This is a genomic window from Serratia sp. JSRIV004, assembly GCF_019968705.1.
GTDB classification, from domain to species: domain Bacteria; phylum Pseudomonadota; class Gammaproteobacteria; order Enterobacterales; family Enterobacteriaceae; genus Chania; species Chania fonticola_B.
The window spans coordinates 5832477-5851104 of sequence record NZ_CP074140.1; the positions used below are offsets into that span (position 1 = coordinate 5832477).

Consider the following 18628-nt stretch of genomic DNA (forward strand, 5'->3'; position numbering starts at 1 on the left):
AAACCCGATGGGTCTCAGGCACGGTTCAACAATCTGTCGCCTGAAAAACCTAGCGGAATAGAAGTAATGTGACCTTTGGCGGGTGCTAACCCGCCCTTTTTTTATTCCCTTCAGGAGCGGATATGAAACTGTTGAATGTCGACGTCGCCGTTATTGGCGGCGGCACAGCCGGACTAGGCGCTTACCGCGCAGCAAAACTTTCTACCCCGAGCGTGGTGATGATTGAGGGCGGACCTTTTGGCACTACCTGTGCCCGCGTTGGCTGTATGCCTTCCAAATTGCTGATTGCTGCGGCAGAAGCGGTGCATCAGATCGAACGTGCTCCAGGGTTTGGCATCCATCCTGCGGGAAAAACCACCATTAATGGCCGTGAAGTGATGGATCGCGTCAAACGCGAGCGCGATCGCTTCGTCGGTTTTGTACTGGAAGGGGTCGATAGCATCCCGGCCGCAGATAAAATTCAGGGCTATGCCCGCTTCATTGACGACAACACCCTGCAGGTTGACGAGCATACGCGCATCGTCGCGCAGCGTATCGTGATTGCCACCGGTTCCCGCCCTAGCTGGCCTGCGCCGTGGAACGACCTGGGCGACCGCCTGATCGTCAATGACGATGTGTTTAACTGGGATGATTTGCCGCAGTCCGTCGCGGTATTTGGCCCAGGGGTGATCGGATTGGAACTGGGCCAGGCGCTGCATCGCCTTGGCGTTACCACGAAAGTGTTCGGCGTTGGTGGCGCGGTTGGCCCGCTGACCGACAGCATAGTACGGGAATATGCCGCTAAAACGCTGGGTGAAGAGTTCTATCTCGACCCAGATGTCAAAGTAGACATCATGCAGCGTGAAGGCGACAAAGTGTTTATCCGCTACCAGGATCTGCACGGCCAACCGCAGGAAATGATGGTGGATTACGTGCTGGCCGCCACCGGCCGCCGCCCGAACGTCGACAAGCTGGGGTTGGCAAATACCACCCTGGTGCTGGATGCCAAAGGTGTGCCACAGGCCGATCGCTTAACCATGCAAACCAGCGTGCCGCATATTTTCATCGCTGGGGATGCCAGCAACCAATTGCCACTGCTGCACGAAGCCAGCGATCAGGCTCGAATTGCCGGACACAACGCGGGCAGCTTCCCTGAGGTAACGCCAGGCTTGCGCCGCAGTGCGATTTCCGTGGTGTTTTCAGACCCGCAAATTGCCATGGTCGGCTCAACCTTCCGTGAACTGAACCAGAAATTCAGCGCCTGTGGCTGTTTTGAAGTGGGTGCCGTATCCTTCGAAAACCAGGGCCGTTCCCGGGTGATGCTACGCAATAAAGGCATCTTGCACGTCTATGGCGAGCAAGGGACTGGCCGCTTCCTGGGGGCAGAGATGATGGGGCCAGACGTGGAGCATATCGCCCATCTGCTGGCCTGGGCACATCAGCAGCAGATGACCATCGACCAAATGCTGGATATGCCGTTCTATCATCCGGTGATCGAAGAAGGGTTGCGAACCGCGCTACGCGATCTGCAAGCCAAGCTGAAGCTGGGTGAGTCTGAGGCCGAACGCTGCCAGCGTTGCCCTGGCGAATAAGCCTTTATCTCTGCTATCAGTCACCATCCACCGGGCCTTCGCGCCCGGTTTTTTTGCGTATGGCATTCCAACCTTGAATCTCCTTGCTTGCCGAGTTTTGGTTTTAGCGTCATTTTTATGCTCCCTCACCTTGAAATGATACTAATATTGATACTAATATGGGACAGCTAAATGAAAGGACTCAGAGAAACCATTGACGATCTGCAACAGCGGCAAGCCAATATCAAATTCAACACATTAGTAAAGATCTGCACCTACTGGTTTGGCCCACCCCGCTTGAACGGTGGCAGTCACAAGGTTTACAAAATGCCTTGGCCGGGGGATCCACGCGTGAATATCCAACGTGCAGATAGCGGCATGGCAAAGGTATATCAGGTCAAACAGGTGATCAGCGCGCTGATCAAACTGGAGGAAGAAAATGGAAAAACATGAGCACTACACTTACCGCATCACCTGGTCAACGGAGGATAGCGAGTATGTCGGCCTCTGTACGGAGTTTCCTTCTCTGTCATGGCTGGCACCTACCCGCACCGCAGCGCTGGACGGCATTGAAAAGCTGGTCCGCGATGTGATTGCCGATATGCTTTCCCAAGGTGAAACGCCGCCAGAGGCACTGGCAGAGAAAAATTTCAGTGGGAAACTGGTGCTGCGGATGACCCCGGAACAGCATCGCCGCCTGGCGATTAATGCTATGGATGAAGGCGTTAGCCTGAACCGCTATTTGTGCGCCCGGTTGGCAGGATAAGGGCAGCATTGCGCTGCCCTCGGCGTAGCTTAGAACAGGCGTTTTTTCGCCTCGGCGATTGCATAGGCAACCTGCTGAGGAGAAACGCCGCCCTTGGCCGCACGCTTATCCAGGCAAGATTGCAGCGACAGGATCGGATAAACATCGTCACCAATCACGCTGTTGAATTTCTGCAAATCGCTCAACGGCAGGTCTTCCAACGGTTTGCCCTGGCGGATCGCTTCCACTACCGCTTCACCCACAATGTGGTGCGCTTCGCGGAACGGCACGCCTTTGGCAACCAGATAGTCGGCCAGCTCAGTGGCGTTAGCATAACCTTGCTGTGCCGCTTCCTGGCAACGCGGGCGCTTCACCTGAATGCCGTCCAGCACCAACGCCGCCATTTGCAGGCAATCCATCCAGGTGTCGAGCGCGTCGAACAGCCCTTCTTTGTCTTCCTGCATGTCTTTGTTGTAGGCCAACGGCAGGCCTTTCAACGTCATCATCATGCCGGTCAAAGCCCCTTGCACGCGGCCAGACTTGCCACGGATCAGCTCTAGCGCATCCGGGTTTTTCTTCTGCGGCATCAGGGATGAGCCAGAGGTCACGCGATCCGAAAGCTCGACAAACGCCGCTTCGCCGCTGTTGAAGAAGATCAGGTCTTCGGCAAAGCGCGACAGGTGCACCATGCTGATGGCCGCATTGGACAGCAGTTCCAGCACGTGGTCACGATCGGAGACGCTGTCCAGACTGTTGCGCGTAGCAGAGGCAAAGCCCAACCAGCCAGCCAGTTGTTCACGGTCGATAGGATAAGCGGTTCCGGCCAAGGCACCGCTACCCAGCGGGCTGACGTCCAGGCGTTTCAACGTATCCTGCAGGCGGCTTTCATCACGCGCCAGCATCTCAACGTAAGCGAGGCACCAGTGGGCAAAAGTCACCGGCTGGGCGCGCTGCAGGTGGGTATAACCCGGCATCACCGCATCCTGATTGGCTTCGGCGGTTTCCACCAGCGCCTGTTGCAGCTGTATCAATGCCTGAAGCAGTTCACTAACCTGATGTTTGCACCACAGTTTCAGATCGGTGGCCACCTGATCGTTACGGCTGCGGCCGGTATGCAGCTTTTTGCCCAGATCGCCGACTTTCTCGATCAGCTTCTGCTCGACCCAGCTGTGAATATCTTCTGCGTCGCTGTTAACGATCGCCAGAGGATCGGCCTGCACTTCTTCCAGCAGCACGTTCAGTGCCTGCTCAAGCTGCTGTTGCTCTGCTGACGTCAGTACGTTGACGGTCACCAGCGCTTTTGACCAGGCGACGGAGCCCACAATATCCTGTTCCGCCAGGCGATAGTCAAAGCGCAGGGAATCATTTAACTGTTTGAACCGCTGATCCGCTGCCTGACTAAACCGTCCGCCCCAAAGTGCCATAATTTTGCTCCTGAATAAGTATGCGAAAGGGCGCAGCATGCTGCGCCCCTCAAATTGACGCTAAACCCACGACGTTACTTTTTCTTCTCGTTCAACGCGCGAATACGGGAAGAGAGCGAGAACAGACGGATAAAGCCACCCGCATGGCTGTGATCGTAAACTTCGTCTTCGCCAAAGGTCGCAAATTCTTCTGAGTACAGGCTGTTGGCCGATTTCTTCTGGATCGCCGTCACCTGGCCTTTATACAGCTGCAATACCACTTCGCCGTTAACTTCTTCCGCCAGCGCTTGTGCTGAAGCCTGAATGGAACGACGTAGCGGAGCAAACCAGCGGCCATCGTAGACCACATAGGACATTTCCAGGCCCAACTGCTCACGCCATTTAAAGCTATCACGATCCAGTACCAACTGCTCGATCCCGCGCAGCGCGGCAACCATAATGGTGCCTCCTGGGGTTTCATAGCAACCACGGGATTTGATGCCTACCAGGCGGTTTTCCACGATATCGATACGGCCCACACCATGTTTGGCACCCAGCACGTTCAGGGCTTCCAGACACTTGTACGGGCTCATGGCTTCACCGTTAACGGCCACTACACAGCCTTTCTCAACGGTCACGGTCACTTGTTCTGGCTTGTCCGGTGCTTCCAACGGATCGACAGTCCAGACCCAGCAATCTTTGTTTGGCGCATTCCACGGGCTTTCCAGCACGCCGCCTTCGGTAGAGATGTGCCAGGCGTTTTCGTCACGGCTGTAGATCTTCTCCAGCGAAGCGGTGGTTGGGATATTACGCTCTTTCAGGTAATCCAGCAGTGCTTCACGGGAACGCAGGTTCCACTCACGCCAAGGCGCGACGACCTTCAGGTGTGGAGCCAATGCGGTATAGGTGGTTTCGAAACGCACCTGATCGTTGCCTTTACCGGTAGCCCCGTGACACAGCGCATCAGCACCCACTTTCAGTGCCAGCTCAACCTGAGCCTTGGCAATGATCGGACGCGCCATTGAAGTCCCCAGCAGGTAGCTGCCTTCGTACAGTGCGCCGGTCTGCAGCACCGGATAAACGTAGTCACGGATAAACTCTTCACGTAGATCGACAACATGACACTCAGAGGCACCGGATTGCAGAGCTTTCTGCTCAACGCCTTCCAGATCGCCGCGCTCCTGGCCGATGTCCGCCACGAAGGCTACCACTTCACAGCCGCCGTAGTTCTCTTTCAGCCATGGAATGATGGCCGAAGTATCCAGACCGCCGGAGTACGCCAGAACGATTTTCTTGATGCCTTTGTTTTGCATTGTGTTATTCCTTTTTAATTCTAAATTTAAGCGAGGATCCGGGTGCCAATCGACACACCATTAAACAGAGCAGGGAGCTTTTCGGCATTACGCCAGCTGGCGATATCTACCGGGCGGCCAAGGGTACGTGCAGCATCCAGCGCTGCATTGACCTTCACCACCATACCATCGGTAATGATGCCTTGAGCAATCAGTTGCTCGGCTTTTTGTGCTGTCATTTCCGCGATGCGCTGCCCTTTGCCGTCGAGAATACCGCTGACATCCGACAGCAGGATTAAATCCGCCCCCAGCGTGGCGGCCAGGGCAGTCGCTGCCTGATCGGCGTTCACGTTCATCAGTTGCCCCTCGGCAGTGATGCCGATGGAGCTGACCACCGGCAGGTAGCCAGCGCCTAACAAGGTATTGAGCAGCGCAGCTGTTCCTGGAACTGCATGGCCTACGTGGCCCAACGCTGGATCCAGCTGCGTAACCGCAACGCTGCCACCGTCTGCCAGGCTCAGACCAACGGCATTAATTTTGTGCTTCACCGCCCAGGCCAGCAGGGTTTTATTGGCCGTTCCTGCCAGCGCGCCGGTGATGATATCGATCTGATCGGCTGGAGTGACACGCAGGCCGTTCTTCTTCACTACCGGCAGGGAGAGCTGTTTCATCAGCTCATCCACCACGCAGCCGCCGCCGTGAACGATCACCAGCGGGCGCTGATGTTGCTGGCGATAGACATCCAGCGCGGTAAACAAACGCTCCAGCGCTTCTTCACTGTCCAGTAGCACGCCACCTAGTTTGATAATCAATGGATTCATTGCTGTTTACTCACGCTGATTTAAAGTAAGGATTGGGTTTCCGGGAAGCCGAAACGGATATTCAGACACTGCACCGCCTGGGCCGCCGCACCTTTCAACAGGTTATCTTCTGCGGCTACGACGATCAGATGCTCGCCCTGAACGGCAAAACCGATATCACAGAACGGCAGGCCCACCACGGATTTCAGTGCTGGCACCCCTTGGTCGTACAGCCGTACCAGCGGTTTATCATCGTAAGCCGCATGGTAAGCCGCCGCCACGTCCTGCGCGGTGACACCCTTGTTCAGGCGGCAGGTGATGGTTTCCAGAATACCCCGTGGGAAGTTACCCAGATGTGGCGTAAAGATGACAGGCACCCCGAGATGAGCAGAGATTTCTGGCTGATGACGGTGATTGAACAGGCCGTAAGGTTGCAGGCTGACTTCACAGAAACTGGTCGTGACGCTGGCTTTACGCCCTGCACCGCTCACGCCACTGACGGCGTTGATCACTGGCCATTGAGCCAGGTTCAGCAATTGCTTGTCGAGCAGCGGTTTGAGCGCCAGCTGCGCTGCCGTTGGGTAGCAGCCCGGCACGGCAATCAGCTGCGCCTGCTTGAGTTTTTCGCTCTGCCACTCTGCCAGGCCGTAAACCGCCTGCGCCAGCCAGTCGGCATGCTGGTGTGTAAAGCCATAATATTGCTGATAAAAATCAGCATCCTGTACGCGGAAGGCGCCGGAGAGATCAAACACCACACAACCGGCGGCCAGGAATGCTGGCGCGATGTCGTGGCTCACCTCATGGGCGGTCGCGAGGAAAACAACGTCGATGCCTTTGGCCGCTGCGGCAACGTCAACCAGCGGTTGTAATGGCAGATCGACGATGCCTTTTAATTGAGGGTGCAGCTCGGAAAGCAATTTTCCTGCATCTGCACTTTGCGCTGAAACCGCTAAAGCGGTTATGTTCATGTGTGGGTGGCGATTCAGGTAAGCCGTGAGCTCTGCTCCGGCATAACCGCTGGCACCAACAATCAGCGTATTCAACATGTGGCCTTTCACCTTCTTGGCTAGCAATCTAAGAGTCACGGCGACCCCGGTAGCAGGGCTTGGTCGCGTTGTTGCGCGGTTCACCCACGTGGTTGAGCGTGATGTTTTTATCAACATCCGGGTTACAGGTTCCCTTACGCTCTAGCTTACTGTATTTTTATTCAAAATAAATGCATGAATATTGATACTATCCTAACCAAAGGCTGTCAACAGTGAAGATGAAATTACCTCCATTTATTGAGCTGTACCGGGCGTTGATCGCCACTCCGTCGATCAGCGCCACCGATGGCGCCCTCGATCAGAGTAATGAAGCATTAATCAACTTGCTGGCCGGCTGGTTCAACGATTTGGGCTTCCGCGTCGACGTGCAGCCCGTGCCGGACACCCGCAACAAATTCAACCTGCTGGCGAGCCTCGGCGAAGGCAGCGGCGGCCTGCTGCTGGCGGGCCATACCGACACGGTGCCTTACGATCAGGGGCGCTGGACGCGAGATCCCTTTACCCTGACCGAGCACGACAACAAGCTGTACGGGCTAGGCACCGCCGACATGAAGGGCTTCTTCGCCTTTATCCTCGATGCGGTACGCGATATCGATGCCAGCAAGCTGACCAAGCCGCTGTACATTTTAGCCACCTCTGATGAAGAAACGACGATGGCTGGTGCACGTTACTTTGCTGCCTCCAGTAAAATCCGCCCAGACTTTGCCATCATCGGCGAGCCAACCTCGCTGCAACCGGTGCGCGCGCACAAAGGCCATATCTCCAGTGCGATCCGCATCGTGGGTCAGTCGGGCCATTCGAGCGATCCGGCGCGCGGCGTCAATGCCATCGATCTGATGCATGAGTCCATTGGGCATCTGATGGCATTGCGCAAAACGCTACAGGAGCGCTACAACAACCCGGCGTTTGCTGTGCCTTACCCAACCATGAACTTTGGCCATATCAGCGGCGGCGATGCGGCCAACCGTATCTGTGCCTGCTGTGAACTGCATATGGATATTCGCCCATTGCCGGGGATGACGTTGGATAACATCAACGAACTCCTGCACGAAGCGCTGGCGCCGGTAAGCCAACGTTGGCCTGGCCGCTTGACGATCGATGAGTTGCATCCGCCGATCCCTGGCTACGAATGCCCAACCGACCATCACATGGTGGCGGTGATTGAAAAACTGCTGGGTTCACGCACCGAAGTGGTCAATTACTGCACCGAAGCACCGTTCGTCCAGGAAGTATGCCCAACGCTGGTGCTCGGCCCAGGTTCGATCAACCAGGCGCATCAGCCGGATGAATATCTGGATACCGCGTTTATTGAGCCAACGCGTAAGCTGCTGGGTCAGTTGGTCGACCATTTCTGCCGGCAATAAACCTTAATAACAACAGGGGAATGGGTTACCATCCCCTACCTCTTAAGGCGTAGCAATTTACGCCGATAAGCCAGACTGATAACCGGCAGCGCGTAATTAAATTTCAGAAAATACGCCGAATTTGATGTTTTTTTGCTAAAAATAGTGTCAATTGATGATTGGACAGGCACGTGATCGGCTAAAACCGGCAGGCTGCGACGGCACGTGAAATTTACTTACAAGATGAAAAATCACGTACTCATCGTGTTCAGATAGTGGTGAAAAACGCTGCAATCGGAGGATGATAAGTATGCAAAGAACTGGGTCAGGGATTATATGAACGAACAATATTCGGCAATGCGAAGTAATGTCAGTATGCTCGGCAAACTGCTAGGCGATACCATTAAAGAAGCGCTGGGCGAGCATATTCTCGATCGCGTTGAAACTATCCGTAAGCTTTCCAAATCCTCACGTGCCGGTAACGAGGCGCATCGTCAGGAGCTGCTCTCTACGCTGCAGAACCTGTCTAACGATGAGCTGCTGCCCGTTGCCCGCGCCTTCAGTCAATTCCTCAACCTGACCAACGTTGCCGAGCAATACCACAGCATCTCGCCGCACGGCGAAGCGGCCAGCAACCCGGAAGCCTTGGCGCAGTTGTTTACCAAGCTGAAAGACAACAAGCTGGATAACAAACAGCTGCAAAAGGCGGTGGACGATCTTTCCATCGAGCTGGTCCTGACCGCTCACCCAACGGAAATTACCCGCCGCACCCTGATCCACAAGCTGGTTGAGGTGAACACCTGCCTGAGCCAACTGGACCATAACGATCTGGCCGACTACGAGCGTAATAAAATCATGCGCCGTCTGCGCCAGTTGGTCGCGCAATCCTGGCATACCGACGAGATCCGCAAGAATCGCCCATCCCCGGTTGATGAAGCCAAATGGGGCTTTGCCGTGGTGGAAAACAGCCTGTGGGAAGGCGTACCGGCCTTCCTACGCGAATTCAACGAACAGTTGGAAAACTCCATCGATTACCGCCTGCCGGTAGAAGCCGTGCCTATCCGCTTCACCTCCTGGATGGGTGGCGACCGCGACGGCAACCCGAACGTGACCGCCGAAATCACCCGTCACGTGCTGTTGCTGAGCCGCTGGAAGGCCTGCGATCTGTTCACCCGTGATATTCAGGTGCTGGTTTCCGAACTGTCGATGACCGAATGTACCCCGGAACTGCGGGCATTGGCCGGTGGTGACGAAGTTCAAGAACCTTATCGCGAATTGATGAAGCAACTGCGCAGCCAGCTGATGAGCTCCCAGGCCTACCTTGAAGGCCGCCTGAAGGGTGAACGCGTGCTGCGTCCGCACGATCTGCTGGAACATAACGAACAGCTGTGGGAACCGCTGTATGCCTGCTACCAATCTTTGGTGGCCTGTGGCATGAGCATTATCGCCAACGGCCAACTGCTGGACACGCTGCGCCGCGTGCGCTGCTTTGGCGTGCCGCTGGTGCGTATCGACGTGCGCCAGGAAAGCACCCGCCATACCGAAGCCATTGCCGAACTGACCCGCTATCTGGGCCTGGGGGATTATGAGAGCTGGTCAGAAGCTGACAAACAGGCATTCCTGATCCGTGAGCTGAACTCCAAGCGTCCGCTGGTGCCACTGAAGTGGGAGCCGAGTGCAGACACTCAGGAAGTGCTGGAAACCTGCAAGGTAGTCGCCGAAGCGCCACAAGGTTCGATCGCCGCCTACGTCATTTCCATGGCACGTACCCCGTCCGACGTCTTGGCTGTGCACCTGTTGTTAAAGGAGACTGGTTGCCCATTCGCGCTACCGGTGGCCCCGCTTTTCGAAACCCTCGACGATCTGAACAACGCCGAAGACGTGATGACCCAGTTGCTGAACATCGACTGGTATCGCGGTTTTATTCAGGGCAAACAGATGGTCATGATCGGCTATTCCGACTCGGCAAAAGATGCTGGCGTGATGGCGGCCTCCTGGGCGCAATACCGTGCACAGGACGCACTGATCAAAACCTGTGAGAAGGCCGGAGTAGCACTGACGCTGTTCCATGGCCGTGGTGGTTCCATTGGCCGTGGTGGCGCACCTGCGCACGCCGCTCTGCTGTCCCAACCACCAGGCAGCCTGAAAGGTGGCCTGCGCGTGACCGAACAGGGCGAGATGATCCGCTTTAAATTCGGTCTGCCAGAAGTCACCATCAGCAGCCTGGCGCTGTACGCCGGTGCGGTGTTGGAAGCCAACCTGTTGCCACCGCCGGAGCCTAAGCCAGAATGGCGCACGCTGATGGATGAACTGTCCGAAACCTCGTGCAACATGTATCGCGGTTACGTGCGTGAAAACCCTGAGTTTGTGCCTTACTTCCGCGCCGCTACGCCAGAGCAGGAACTGGGGAAACTGCCATTGGGTTCACGCCCGGCCAAACGCCGCCCGAACGGCGGTGTTGAAAGCCTGCGTGCCATTCCGTGGATCTTCGCCTGGACGCAGAACCGCCTGATGCTGCCAGCCTGGCTGGGTGCCGGTGCTGGCCTGCAGGAAGCGGTGAAGGCTGGCAAACAGGACCAGTTGGAAGCCATGTGCCACAACTGGCCGTTCTTCTCTACCCGTATCGCAATGCTGGAGATGGTATACGCCAAAGCCGACCTGTGGCTGGCCGAATACTACGATCAGCGTCTGGTAGACAAGTCCCTGTGGCCGCTCGGCCAACAGTTGCGTGATCAATTGGCCAGCGATATCAAGACGGTGCTGACCATTGCCAACGACGACCATCTGATGGAAGACCTGCCGTGGATCGCTGAATCTATCGCGTTGCGCAACGTCTACACCGACCCGCTGAACGTGTTGCAGGCCGAGCTGCTGCACCGTTCGCGCCAGCAGGAGCATCCGGATGCCCGCGTTGAACAGGCGCTGATGGTCACTATTGCTGGCGTGGCGGCCGGGATGCGCAACACCGGCTAATATTGCTTCATCTTTGCAGCAAGCACCGATGCGATCGGCGTCGGTGCTTATTCTCTCCCTCGATTATCCCCCGTTCCTAATCTGCATATTTTGCCCCAGCGGTCACTCGCTACGGGTTATCAAGACTGTTATTGCTGACTCTCATTCTGAATCCATGCTCAGTTTGACCACACCTTTTGCATTGATTATGCTGAACTTGTGGTCCAATAATGCAGTTAACATCAAAATTACCGGTACTATTCGTTACTGGTAATAGCCAAAGACCTTACCTTCTTGAAAATACCTTCACAGAAAGATATTTATCATGAAGATTGATAATGACAGGGAAAGTAAATGGATGTAGCACTAATAATCAGCTTGGCAGTACTCGTCGTGGCCGGTTACGCCATTGCCAAGAATTACGACACCAAGCTGGTGTTGTTTAGCTCAGGGATCGTACTCATGTTGGCGGCAGCCACCTTGGGCTTGCCGATTTTGAGCGCCGGAACGGGGACGGGCACCGTCTGGTTGGATCCGTTAAAACAAATCGAGCTGGATTTCATCAAGCAGTTTAGCCGGGCAGGCATCATCATCATGGTGCTGTTCGGCTTTTCCGCTTATATGTCGCACATTGGCGCAAACGATGTCGCGGTTAAAATCATGTCAAAACCCATCGCGAAGATCCGCTCCCCCTATATTCTGGTACCGATCGTGTTCTGGATAGGGTCACTGCTGTCATTGATTATTCCCAGCGCCGCCTCACTCGCCGTGATTTTAATGGCTACGCTTTACCCCATTCTGCGCGTGGCAAACATGTCCTCACTCAGCGCCGCCGGGGTCATTGCCACCACTGCCACCATCGTACCCACACCGCTGGGTGGCGATAATGTGGTCGCAGCCAAAATCCTGGGTTTCGAACACGTGGTGGACTACGTCACTATGCACCATGCCGTTATCTCACTGCCGGTGCTGGTCATTATCGGCATCGCGCACTATTTCTGGCAAAAGTACATGGATAAGCGCCAGGGTGCCGCCGCGTTTACCGACGTCGATGAGAGTAAATTGGCCACCAACAGCCTGCTCCCTCCGGCTTACTACGCCATATTCCCGCTGATCCCGTTATTCCTGATCGTGGTATTTGGCCTGTTCTTCCGCCAGATAAAAATCGGCCTGGTGGAAATTACCCTGTTCTCGTTTGCCCTGGCCTTTATTGTGGAACTGATCCGCAAGGGCGACCTGCGCGAGCAAATGAAAAACTCGTCGCTGTTCTTTACCGGCATGGGGCAAGGCTTCTCGCAGGTGGTGGTGTTGATCGTGGCTGCCAGCACCCTGGTGGCCGGGTTGACCGTCATCGGGGCCATCGGCACCGTGGCCTCGCTGGTTAAAGAGGTCAACAACGCCGGGATCGGCCTGATGTTTATCTTCTCTGGCCTGACCGCGCTGATCACGCTGATCAGCGGTAGCGGTAATGCGGTGTTTTACTCCTTTATCGAGCTCATTCCTTCGATAGCCACTCAGGCTCACGTCGATCCGGTGATGATTGCCCTGCCGATGCAGCTGACCTCAAACCTTATCCGTGCGATGTCGCCAGTCTCTGCGGTGGTGATCATCGTGGCATCAGTAGTCAAAGTCAGCCCGATTGAGGTGGTCAAAAGAACCTCGGTGCCGTTGCTGATCGGGTTTATCGCCACCCTGATTTTCACGCTGATCCGCTATTCGTTCTGAGGAGATGCAAATGAGCACTATCAGCTATTTTGACCATCAGCACTAACTCTGTATGGGAGATATTATGTCCTCTAACTCTGCACCTATTGCCATGATCCTGGATACCGATCCCGGTATTGATGACGCCGTCGCGCTGGTTGCCGCGCTGTTTCATCCCAAAATCGACCTGCGCCTGGTAAGTACGGTCGCTGGCAACGTTAGCGTGGATAAAACCACCAACAATGCGCTACGCCTACTGCATTTCCTGGGCGCATCAACGCCCGTAGCTCGCGGGGCAGCGGCTCCGCTGGTACGTAAACTGGAGGATGCCAGCCATATTCACGGCAACTCCGGCCTGGATGGATACGAGTTTGAAAAGCCGACACGGCAGATCCTTGACGGTCATGCCGTTGAAGTGATGCGTGACCTGCTACTGGCCAGCAAGGAACCGATAGTCTTGGTGCCGATTGGCCCGTTAACCAACATTGCCCTGTTGCTCACGCTCTACCCGGAATGTAAACCATCCATCGCGCGGATCGTCATGATGGGAGGCTCCGCCAGCCGTGGCAACCATACGCCAAACGCGGAGTTCAATATCTACGTGGATCCCGAGGCCGCCAGCATGGTGTTTGCCAGCGGTATCCCGATTGTCATGTGCGGTCTGGACGTCACCAACCGGGCTACGCTCACCGCCGAGATGATAGCCAGCTTACCGACGCTGAACCGCACCGGGGCCATGCTGCATAGCCTGTTCCAACACTATCGGGGTGGGAGTATGAGCCGTGGGCTGAAAATGCATGATTTATGCGCTCTGGCCTATCTGGCAAAACCCGAGCTATTTACCACTCAGGCCTGCCATGTGGCGGTAGAAACGCAAGGTGAGCTGACCAGAGGAACGACCTGCGTCGATCTGGCCAACCGTTTGAAACTGCCAGCCAATGCCGAAGTCTGTCTAGAAATCGATGTCGAAGGATTCCGGCAGTGGTTTGTGGAGATGCTCACGCACCCGGCCGTCCCTTGATGATGTCGCGGTTGCCGCAACGGCAACCGCTATCTATCAGCCCACCACTGCAGCGGGGCGCACGCCCAGGGTATGGCAGATAGCGTAACTCATTTCCGCCCGGTTGAGCGTATAGAAGTGGAAATCTTTGACTCCTTCGCGGCTCAGGATCTTCACCATATCCATGGCGATATTGGCGCCGACCATCTTGCGGGTTTCCGCATCGTCATCCAGCCCGGCAAACATGCTAGTCATCCAGCTTGGCACCCGCACGTTGGTCATGGTGGCAAAGCGCTGTAGCTGCTTGAAGTTGGACACTGGCAGAATGCCAGGCACGATTTCTACGTCGATGCCAGCAGTCACACAGCGGTCACGAAAACGCAGATAACTTTCAACGTCGAAGAAGAACTGGGTGATGGCACGGTTGGCACCGGCATCGATTTTACGTTTCAGGTTGATCAGGTCTGACTGGGCGCTTTTCGCTTCCGGATGCACTTCCGGGTAGGCCGCGACAGAAATATCAAAGTCGCCGACGTCTTTGAGCAGCGTGACCAGATCGGTCGCATACATCTCCGGCTTGCCACCGCCTGGTGGTAAATCGCCACGCAGCGCAACGATATGGCGGATACCGCTGTTCCAGTAATCAGTAGCGATCTCACGCAGCTGCGCCGGGCTGGCATCAATACAGGTCAGGTGAGGCGCTGCTTCCAGACCAGTGCGCTCTTTGATCCCCTTGATGATGCTGTGGGTACGGTCGCGCTCACCCGAGTTGGCACCGTAGGTCACAGAAACAAACTTGGGTTTGAGGCTGCTCAGGCGATCGATCGACTGCCACAAGGTATCTTCCATCTCGCTGGTGCGCGGCGGGAAGAACTCGAACGACACGTTAATCTGGCCGTTTAACTCTGCCAGACTCTGATTCAGCGCTTCCCGCTGGTTTGCGTGATAAAAACTCATACCCTGTCCGCCTCTTATCGATCACTGTTTTGCTTCGTTATAATAAGCGTCTATACGTTTAGACGTCTAGATAGAAAATGCCGGATGTTGCCTGAAGAGTCAACAGGAAAGTGAGGGAGATACGATGATTAATCCTCACGCAAGATGAGAGAATTTCATGTTGAAGGATTGAACGGGGGCAGCGCGGCGCCACCCCCGAGTTTAAAGTGAGGATTTAAAGCAGTTGTGCCAAGCGGTTAAGGTCGGACTGGATGGCTCCAGCCGTCACGTCGCGACCGGCCCCTGGCCCACGGATCACCAGCGGGTTGTCGCGGTACCAGCGGCTCTCGATGGCGAACACGTTGTCACAGGGCAGCAGCGAAGCCAGCGGGTGTTCTGGCCGCACGGCCTCAACGCCAACGCGCGCTTTGCCATTAGCATCGAAACGCGCCACGTGGCGCAGCACCAGGCCCATTTCGTTGGCCGCTTCGAAACGCTGTAGCATTTGCTGATTCAGCGCGTCGCCGTTCTCGAAGAACTGGTCGATGGATCCTTGCTCCGCGCCTGCTGGCACCAGCGACTCCACACGCACCTGGTTAGGTTCAATGTCATAACCCGCTTCACGCGCCAGGATCACCAGCTTACGCATCACGTCTTGTCCTGACAGGTCAACACGCGGATCCGGTTCCGTCAGCCCCTGCTGCCAGGCCTGATCCACCAGATCGGTGAACGGCACCGTGCCGTCAAACTGCAGGAACAGCCAGGAAAGCGTGCCGGAGAAGATGCCGCTGATCGCAAGGATGCTATCCCCGCTGTCGCGCAGATCGCGCACGGTATGGTTCACCGGTAATCCGGCTCCCACGGTGGCGTTATACAGCCAGTGGCGGCCCGTTTTGGCAAACGCATCGCGGATCTGGCGGTAATTGGCGCTGCATGAGGCCCCCGCCAGCTTGTTGGCGCTGATCACATGGAAACCATAGCTGGCAAAGTCCAGATATTGCTCCGCCAACTCCCCACTGGCGGTGACGTCGAGCACCACCAGATCGTCGAACGGGTGCGCCCGCATCCACAGGAACAGCGACTCTTCGTCCAGTTCCTGCGCTTCATCTTCAAAGAACGCCAGCGCGCGGCTGGCATCCAATCCGTCATAATCGAGCAGGCTGCGACGGCTATCCACCACCCCTGCCAGGCTAAACTCAAAGCCGCTGCGCGCAGAGATATTCTTCTGTTCACGAGCAAACAGCTCCAGCCAACGCGAACCAATATTGCCTTTGCCAAACAGCACCAGGCCAATACGCTTTTCCGCGCGGAACAGCGTTTGGTGCAGGCCCTGGATCAGCAGACCAGTCGGCCCCTGACGCAGCACGGCCACCAGGCTGATACCATCCTCGGCCTGCCAGATGAACTCCACCGGCTGGTCCTTCAACTGCTGATAGAAACGATGGCTATGCAGCGGATTTTTGCACACGCCCGCGCCCACCAACGCTACCAGCGCCAACCCTTCACGCAGTTGCAGTTCACCCGGTAGCCCAGCCTCCTGCAAAATGCGCAGCACGCTGCCCACCACTTCAGAGGTGTAGCACAGCTGGATCAGGTTACGGTCAGGATGAACCCCTACGGCCAACGGTTTGATCTGCGCGCGCTTGAGCACCAGATCCAACTCTTTCTGCGCCAGCTTGAAGTCATGCTGCGGCGCAACGCTGAGTTCGATCAGGCAGACATCATCGTGGCTGGTGACAATTTTGGCACCGGTGCCGGAAGCCAGCACGCGCTCGATACGGGTCGACCCCTGCTCCGGCTGATAGCTGCAACGCAGTTGCAGATCGATATCGCTGCCAGACACCGGCTGCAGGGTTCGGGTATGTAGCACCGGAGCCGCCAGGCGGGCCAGCTCGCTGGCCTCATCCAGACGCAACAGCGGCAGCAGGCAGGCATCTTTCACTTTGCGCGGATCGGCGCTGTAAACCCCGGCCACGTCGCTCCAGATGGTGACTCGCTCCACTCCGGCCAACGCGCCAACCTGCGTGGCGGAATAGTCACTGCCGTTGCGCCCCAGCAGCACGGTTTCACCGCTGTCATTACGCGAAATAAAGCCGGTTACTACCAGACGTTTGCCGGGATGTTGAGCCAGCAGTTGCTGCAATAACGGATAGGAACGACCTTCGTCGACCTGCGGCTGTGCCGCACGTTCGGCACGCAGGAAATCACGCGCGTCCAGCCATGCCGCCTGCATGTCCTGCTTGTTCAGCACCGCAGCCATCAGGCGGGCTGACCAGATCTCACCGTGCCCCACCACTTCGGCATACACCGCATCATCAACCTTGCCGTCCAACAGGATCGCCAGGCGCTCAAGATCGTGGATAAATTCGGCAATCAGCGGTTCCGCCGTTTCCGCCGGCAACAACCCGCCGATCAGCTCACTGTGATAACGGCGCAGCGTTTGCTGCACCTGATGCGCGGAAAGGCGATCGCTCTGGCTAAGCTTCAGCCAGCTGATCAGTTGGTTGGTGGTGCTCCCCGCCGCCGACACCACCATCATGTCACCCGGCTGGCTGTATTCGGCCATGATCCCGGCCACCCGCAGATAACACTTCACATCTGCCAGGCTGCTGCCGCCAAATTTGTGCAGTTGACGCCCGCTAACCGGCCCTGCTACCGCAATTGCATTCATGACTTACCTCGTAGCCGCCGCCTGGAAGGCTTGTTCCAGATCGGCAATCAAATCTTCGCTGTCTTCAATCCCCACGGAAACACGCAGCAGGCTTTCGGAAATCCCCGCTGCGGCACGCGCTTCTGGCGCCATACCGGCGTGAGTCATGGTTGCCGCATGTGAGATCAGGCTTTCTACGCCACCCAGGGATTCCGCCAGCGTAAACAGCTCCAGAGCAGACAGGAAACGGCGCAGCAGCGCTTCATCCCCATCCAGTTCAAAGCTGAGCATGGCACCGAACCCACGTTGCTGACGGCACGCAATCTCATGGCCAGGGTTTTCTGGCAAGGAAGGATGATACAGCTTTTTGACCAAGGGTTGCTGCTGTAAATAGCCGACAATCGCCTCGGCATTATGTTGTGCAGCCTTGATACGCGGCGACAGGGTACGCATCCCCCGCAATAACAAATAGCTATCGAATGCCGCGCCGGTGACGCCGATATTGTTGGCCCACCAGGCCAGCTCGACCGCCAGATCTTTATCTTTAGCAATCACCGCGCCCGCAACCACGTCGGAGTGGCCGTTGAGGTATTTGGTACAAGAGTGGACGACCAGATCGGCACCCAGTTCGATCGGCTGTTGCAGCGCCGGGCTGAGGAAGGTGTTGTCTACCACGGTCAGCGCACCGGCTTCGTGGGCAGCTTTACAGATGGCCGCGATATCCACCACGCGTAATAGCGGGTTGCTTGGGCTTTCGATCAGCACCAACTTCGGTTTTTGCGCCAACGCATCGCGCAATGCGGCTTCATTTCCTTGATCGACAAACAGCACCCGATACGCCCCGCGTTTGCTCAGGCTATCGAACAGGCGGTAGCTGCCGCCGTAGCAATCATGAGGGGCCACCAGCAGATCGCCCGGCTTGAGAAATACCGTGGTCACCAGATGGATTGCCGACATCCCGCTCCCGGTCATCACCGCCCCCGCACCTCCTTCCAATTCTGCCAGCGCACGCTGCACGACATCACGCGTAGGGTTACCACGGCGTGAGTAATCATGAGCTCGGGGCTGGTTGAAATCGGTGAAGTTATAGGTGCTGGAAAGATGGATCGGCGGAACGACGCAGCCGTACTGTTCGTCATCATTCAGACCGCTACGTACGGCAATCGTGGCTGGTTTACGCGTCATAGGGTGGCTCGGCTCTCGGAAA

The 18628-nt window shown here is 56.4% G+C and carries 14 protein-coding genes; 7 read left to right on the plus strand and 7 right to left on the minus strand.

Annotation, left to right across the window (positions count from 1 at the left end):
- Window positions 1-122: 122 nt before the first annotated feature.
- The 3 genes from KGP21_RS27770 to KGP21_RS27780 all read left to right on the plus strand — a co-directional run bounded on the left by KGP21_RS27770 (window position 123) and on the right by KGP21_RS27780 (window position 2316).
- Window positions 123-1571: a dihydrolipoyl dehydrogenase gene (locus KGP21_RS27770; protein ID WP_166733653.1), complete on the plus strand. Its 1449-nt coding sequence runs from the start codon at window positions 123-125 to the stop codon at window positions 1569-1571.
- 171 nt (window positions 1572-1742) lie between these two features.
- Window positions 1743-2003 (plus strand): hypothetical protein, encoded by a 261-nt coding sequence (locus KGP21_RS27775; protein ID WP_021807211.1) that lies wholly within the window; start codon window positions 1743-1745, stop codon window positions 2001-2003.
- Window positions 1990-2316 carry a type II toxin-antitoxin system HicB family antitoxin gene (locus tag KGP21_RS27780; RefSeq protein ID WP_021807212.1) on the plus strand — a complete coding sequence of 109 codons (327 nt, stop codon included), beginning with the start codon at window positions 1990-1992 and terminating at the stop codon, window positions 2314-2316. The genes KGP21_RS27775 and KGP21_RS27780 overlap by 14 nt, the downstream gene beginning before the upstream one ends.
- 29 nt (window positions 2317-2345) lie before the next feature.
- Here KGP21_RS27780 and argH read toward each other — a convergent pair whose 3' ends face one another.
- The 4 genes from argH to argC all read right to left on the minus strand — a co-directional run bounded on the left by argH (window position 2346) and on the right by argC (window position 6836).
- Window positions 2346-3719 (minus strand): argininosuccinate lyase, encoded by a 1374-nt coding sequence (gene argH, locus KGP21_RS27785; protein ID WP_021807213.1) that lies wholly within the window; start codon window positions 3717-3719, stop codon window positions 2346-2348.
- A gap of 74 nt (window positions 3720-3793) precedes the next feature.
- A complete protein-coding gene (locus KGP21_RS27790) occupies window positions 3794-5011 on the minus strand; it encodes an argininosuccinate synthase (protein ID WP_021181909.1) in 1218 nt (405 codons plus the stop codon).
- Between the two features lie 26 nt (window positions 5012-5037).
- Window positions 5038-5811 carry an acetylglutamate kinase gene (gene argB / locus KGP21_RS27795; RefSeq protein WP_223536642.1) on the minus strand — a complete coding sequence of 258 codons (774 nt, stop codon included), beginning with the start codon at window positions 5809-5811 and terminating at the stop codon, window positions 5038-5040.
- 20 nt (window positions 5812-5831) lie between these two features.
- The gene (argC, locus tag KGP21_RS27800) at window positions 5832-6836 is read right to left on the minus strand and encodes an N-acetyl-gamma-glutamyl-phosphate reductase (RefSeq protein ID WP_021181907.1); all 1005 of its coding nucleotides are present in this window, start codon (window positions 6834-6836) and stop codon (window positions 5832-5834) included.
- A 218-nt stretch (window positions 6837-7054) separates the two neighbouring features.
- Here argC and argE point away from each other — a divergent pair, with 218 nt between their 5' ends.
- From argE to rihC, 4 genes are all read left to right on the plus strand, one after another.
- Window positions 7055-8200 carry an acetylornithine deacetylase gene (argE, locus tag KGP21_RS27805; protein WP_223536643.1) on the plus strand — a complete coding sequence of 382 codons (1146 nt, stop codon included), beginning with the start codon at window positions 7055-7057 and terminating at the stop codon, window positions 8198-8200.
- Window positions 8201-8515: 315 nt separating this feature from the next.
- Window positions 8516-11152: a phosphoenolpyruvate carboxylase gene (gene ppc, locus KGP21_RS27810; RefSeq protein ID WP_021807214.1), complete on the plus strand. Its 2637-nt coding sequence runs from the start codon at window positions 8516-8518 to the stop codon at window positions 11150-11152.
- A 333-nt stretch (window positions 11153-11485) separates the two neighbouring features.
- Window positions 11486-12856: a C4-dicarboxylate transporter DcuC gene (gene dcuC, locus KGP21_RS27815; RefSeq protein WP_037376433.1), complete on the plus strand. Its 1371-nt coding sequence runs from the start codon at window positions 11486-11488 to the stop codon at window positions 12854-12856.
- 64 nt (window positions 12857-12920) lie between these two features.
- Complete coding sequence (rihC, locus tag KGP21_RS27820) at window positions 12921-13856, plus strand: ribonucleoside hydrolase RihC (RefSeq protein ID WP_209523637.1); 936 nt, start codon at window positions 12921-12923, stop codon at window positions 13854-13856.
- Window positions 13857-13892: 36 nt separating this feature from the next.
- Here the strand turns inward: rihC and metF are convergent, their stop codons facing one another.
- The 3 genes from metF to metB form a co-directional block, all read right to left on the minus strand.
- Window positions 13893-14792, minus strand: a complete 900-nt coding sequence (gene metF / locus KGP21_RS27825) for a methylenetetrahydrofolate reductase (RefSeq protein WP_021807217.1) — start codon at window positions 14790-14792, stop codon at window positions 13893-13895.
- A gap of 214 nt (window positions 14793-15006) precedes the next feature.
- Complete coding sequence (locus KGP21_RS27830; RefSeq protein ID WP_021807218.1) at window positions 15007-17442, minus strand: bifunctional aspartate kinase/homoserine dehydrogenase II; 2436 nt, start codon at window positions 17440-17442, stop codon at window positions 15007-15009.
- Between the two features lie 3 nt (window positions 17443-17445).
- A complete protein-coding gene (metB, locus tag KGP21_RS27835; RefSeq protein WP_021181896.1) occupies window positions 17446-18606 on the minus strand; it encodes a cystathionine gamma-synthase in 1161 nt (386 codons plus the stop codon).
- Window positions 18607-18628 lie beyond the last annotated feature (22 nt).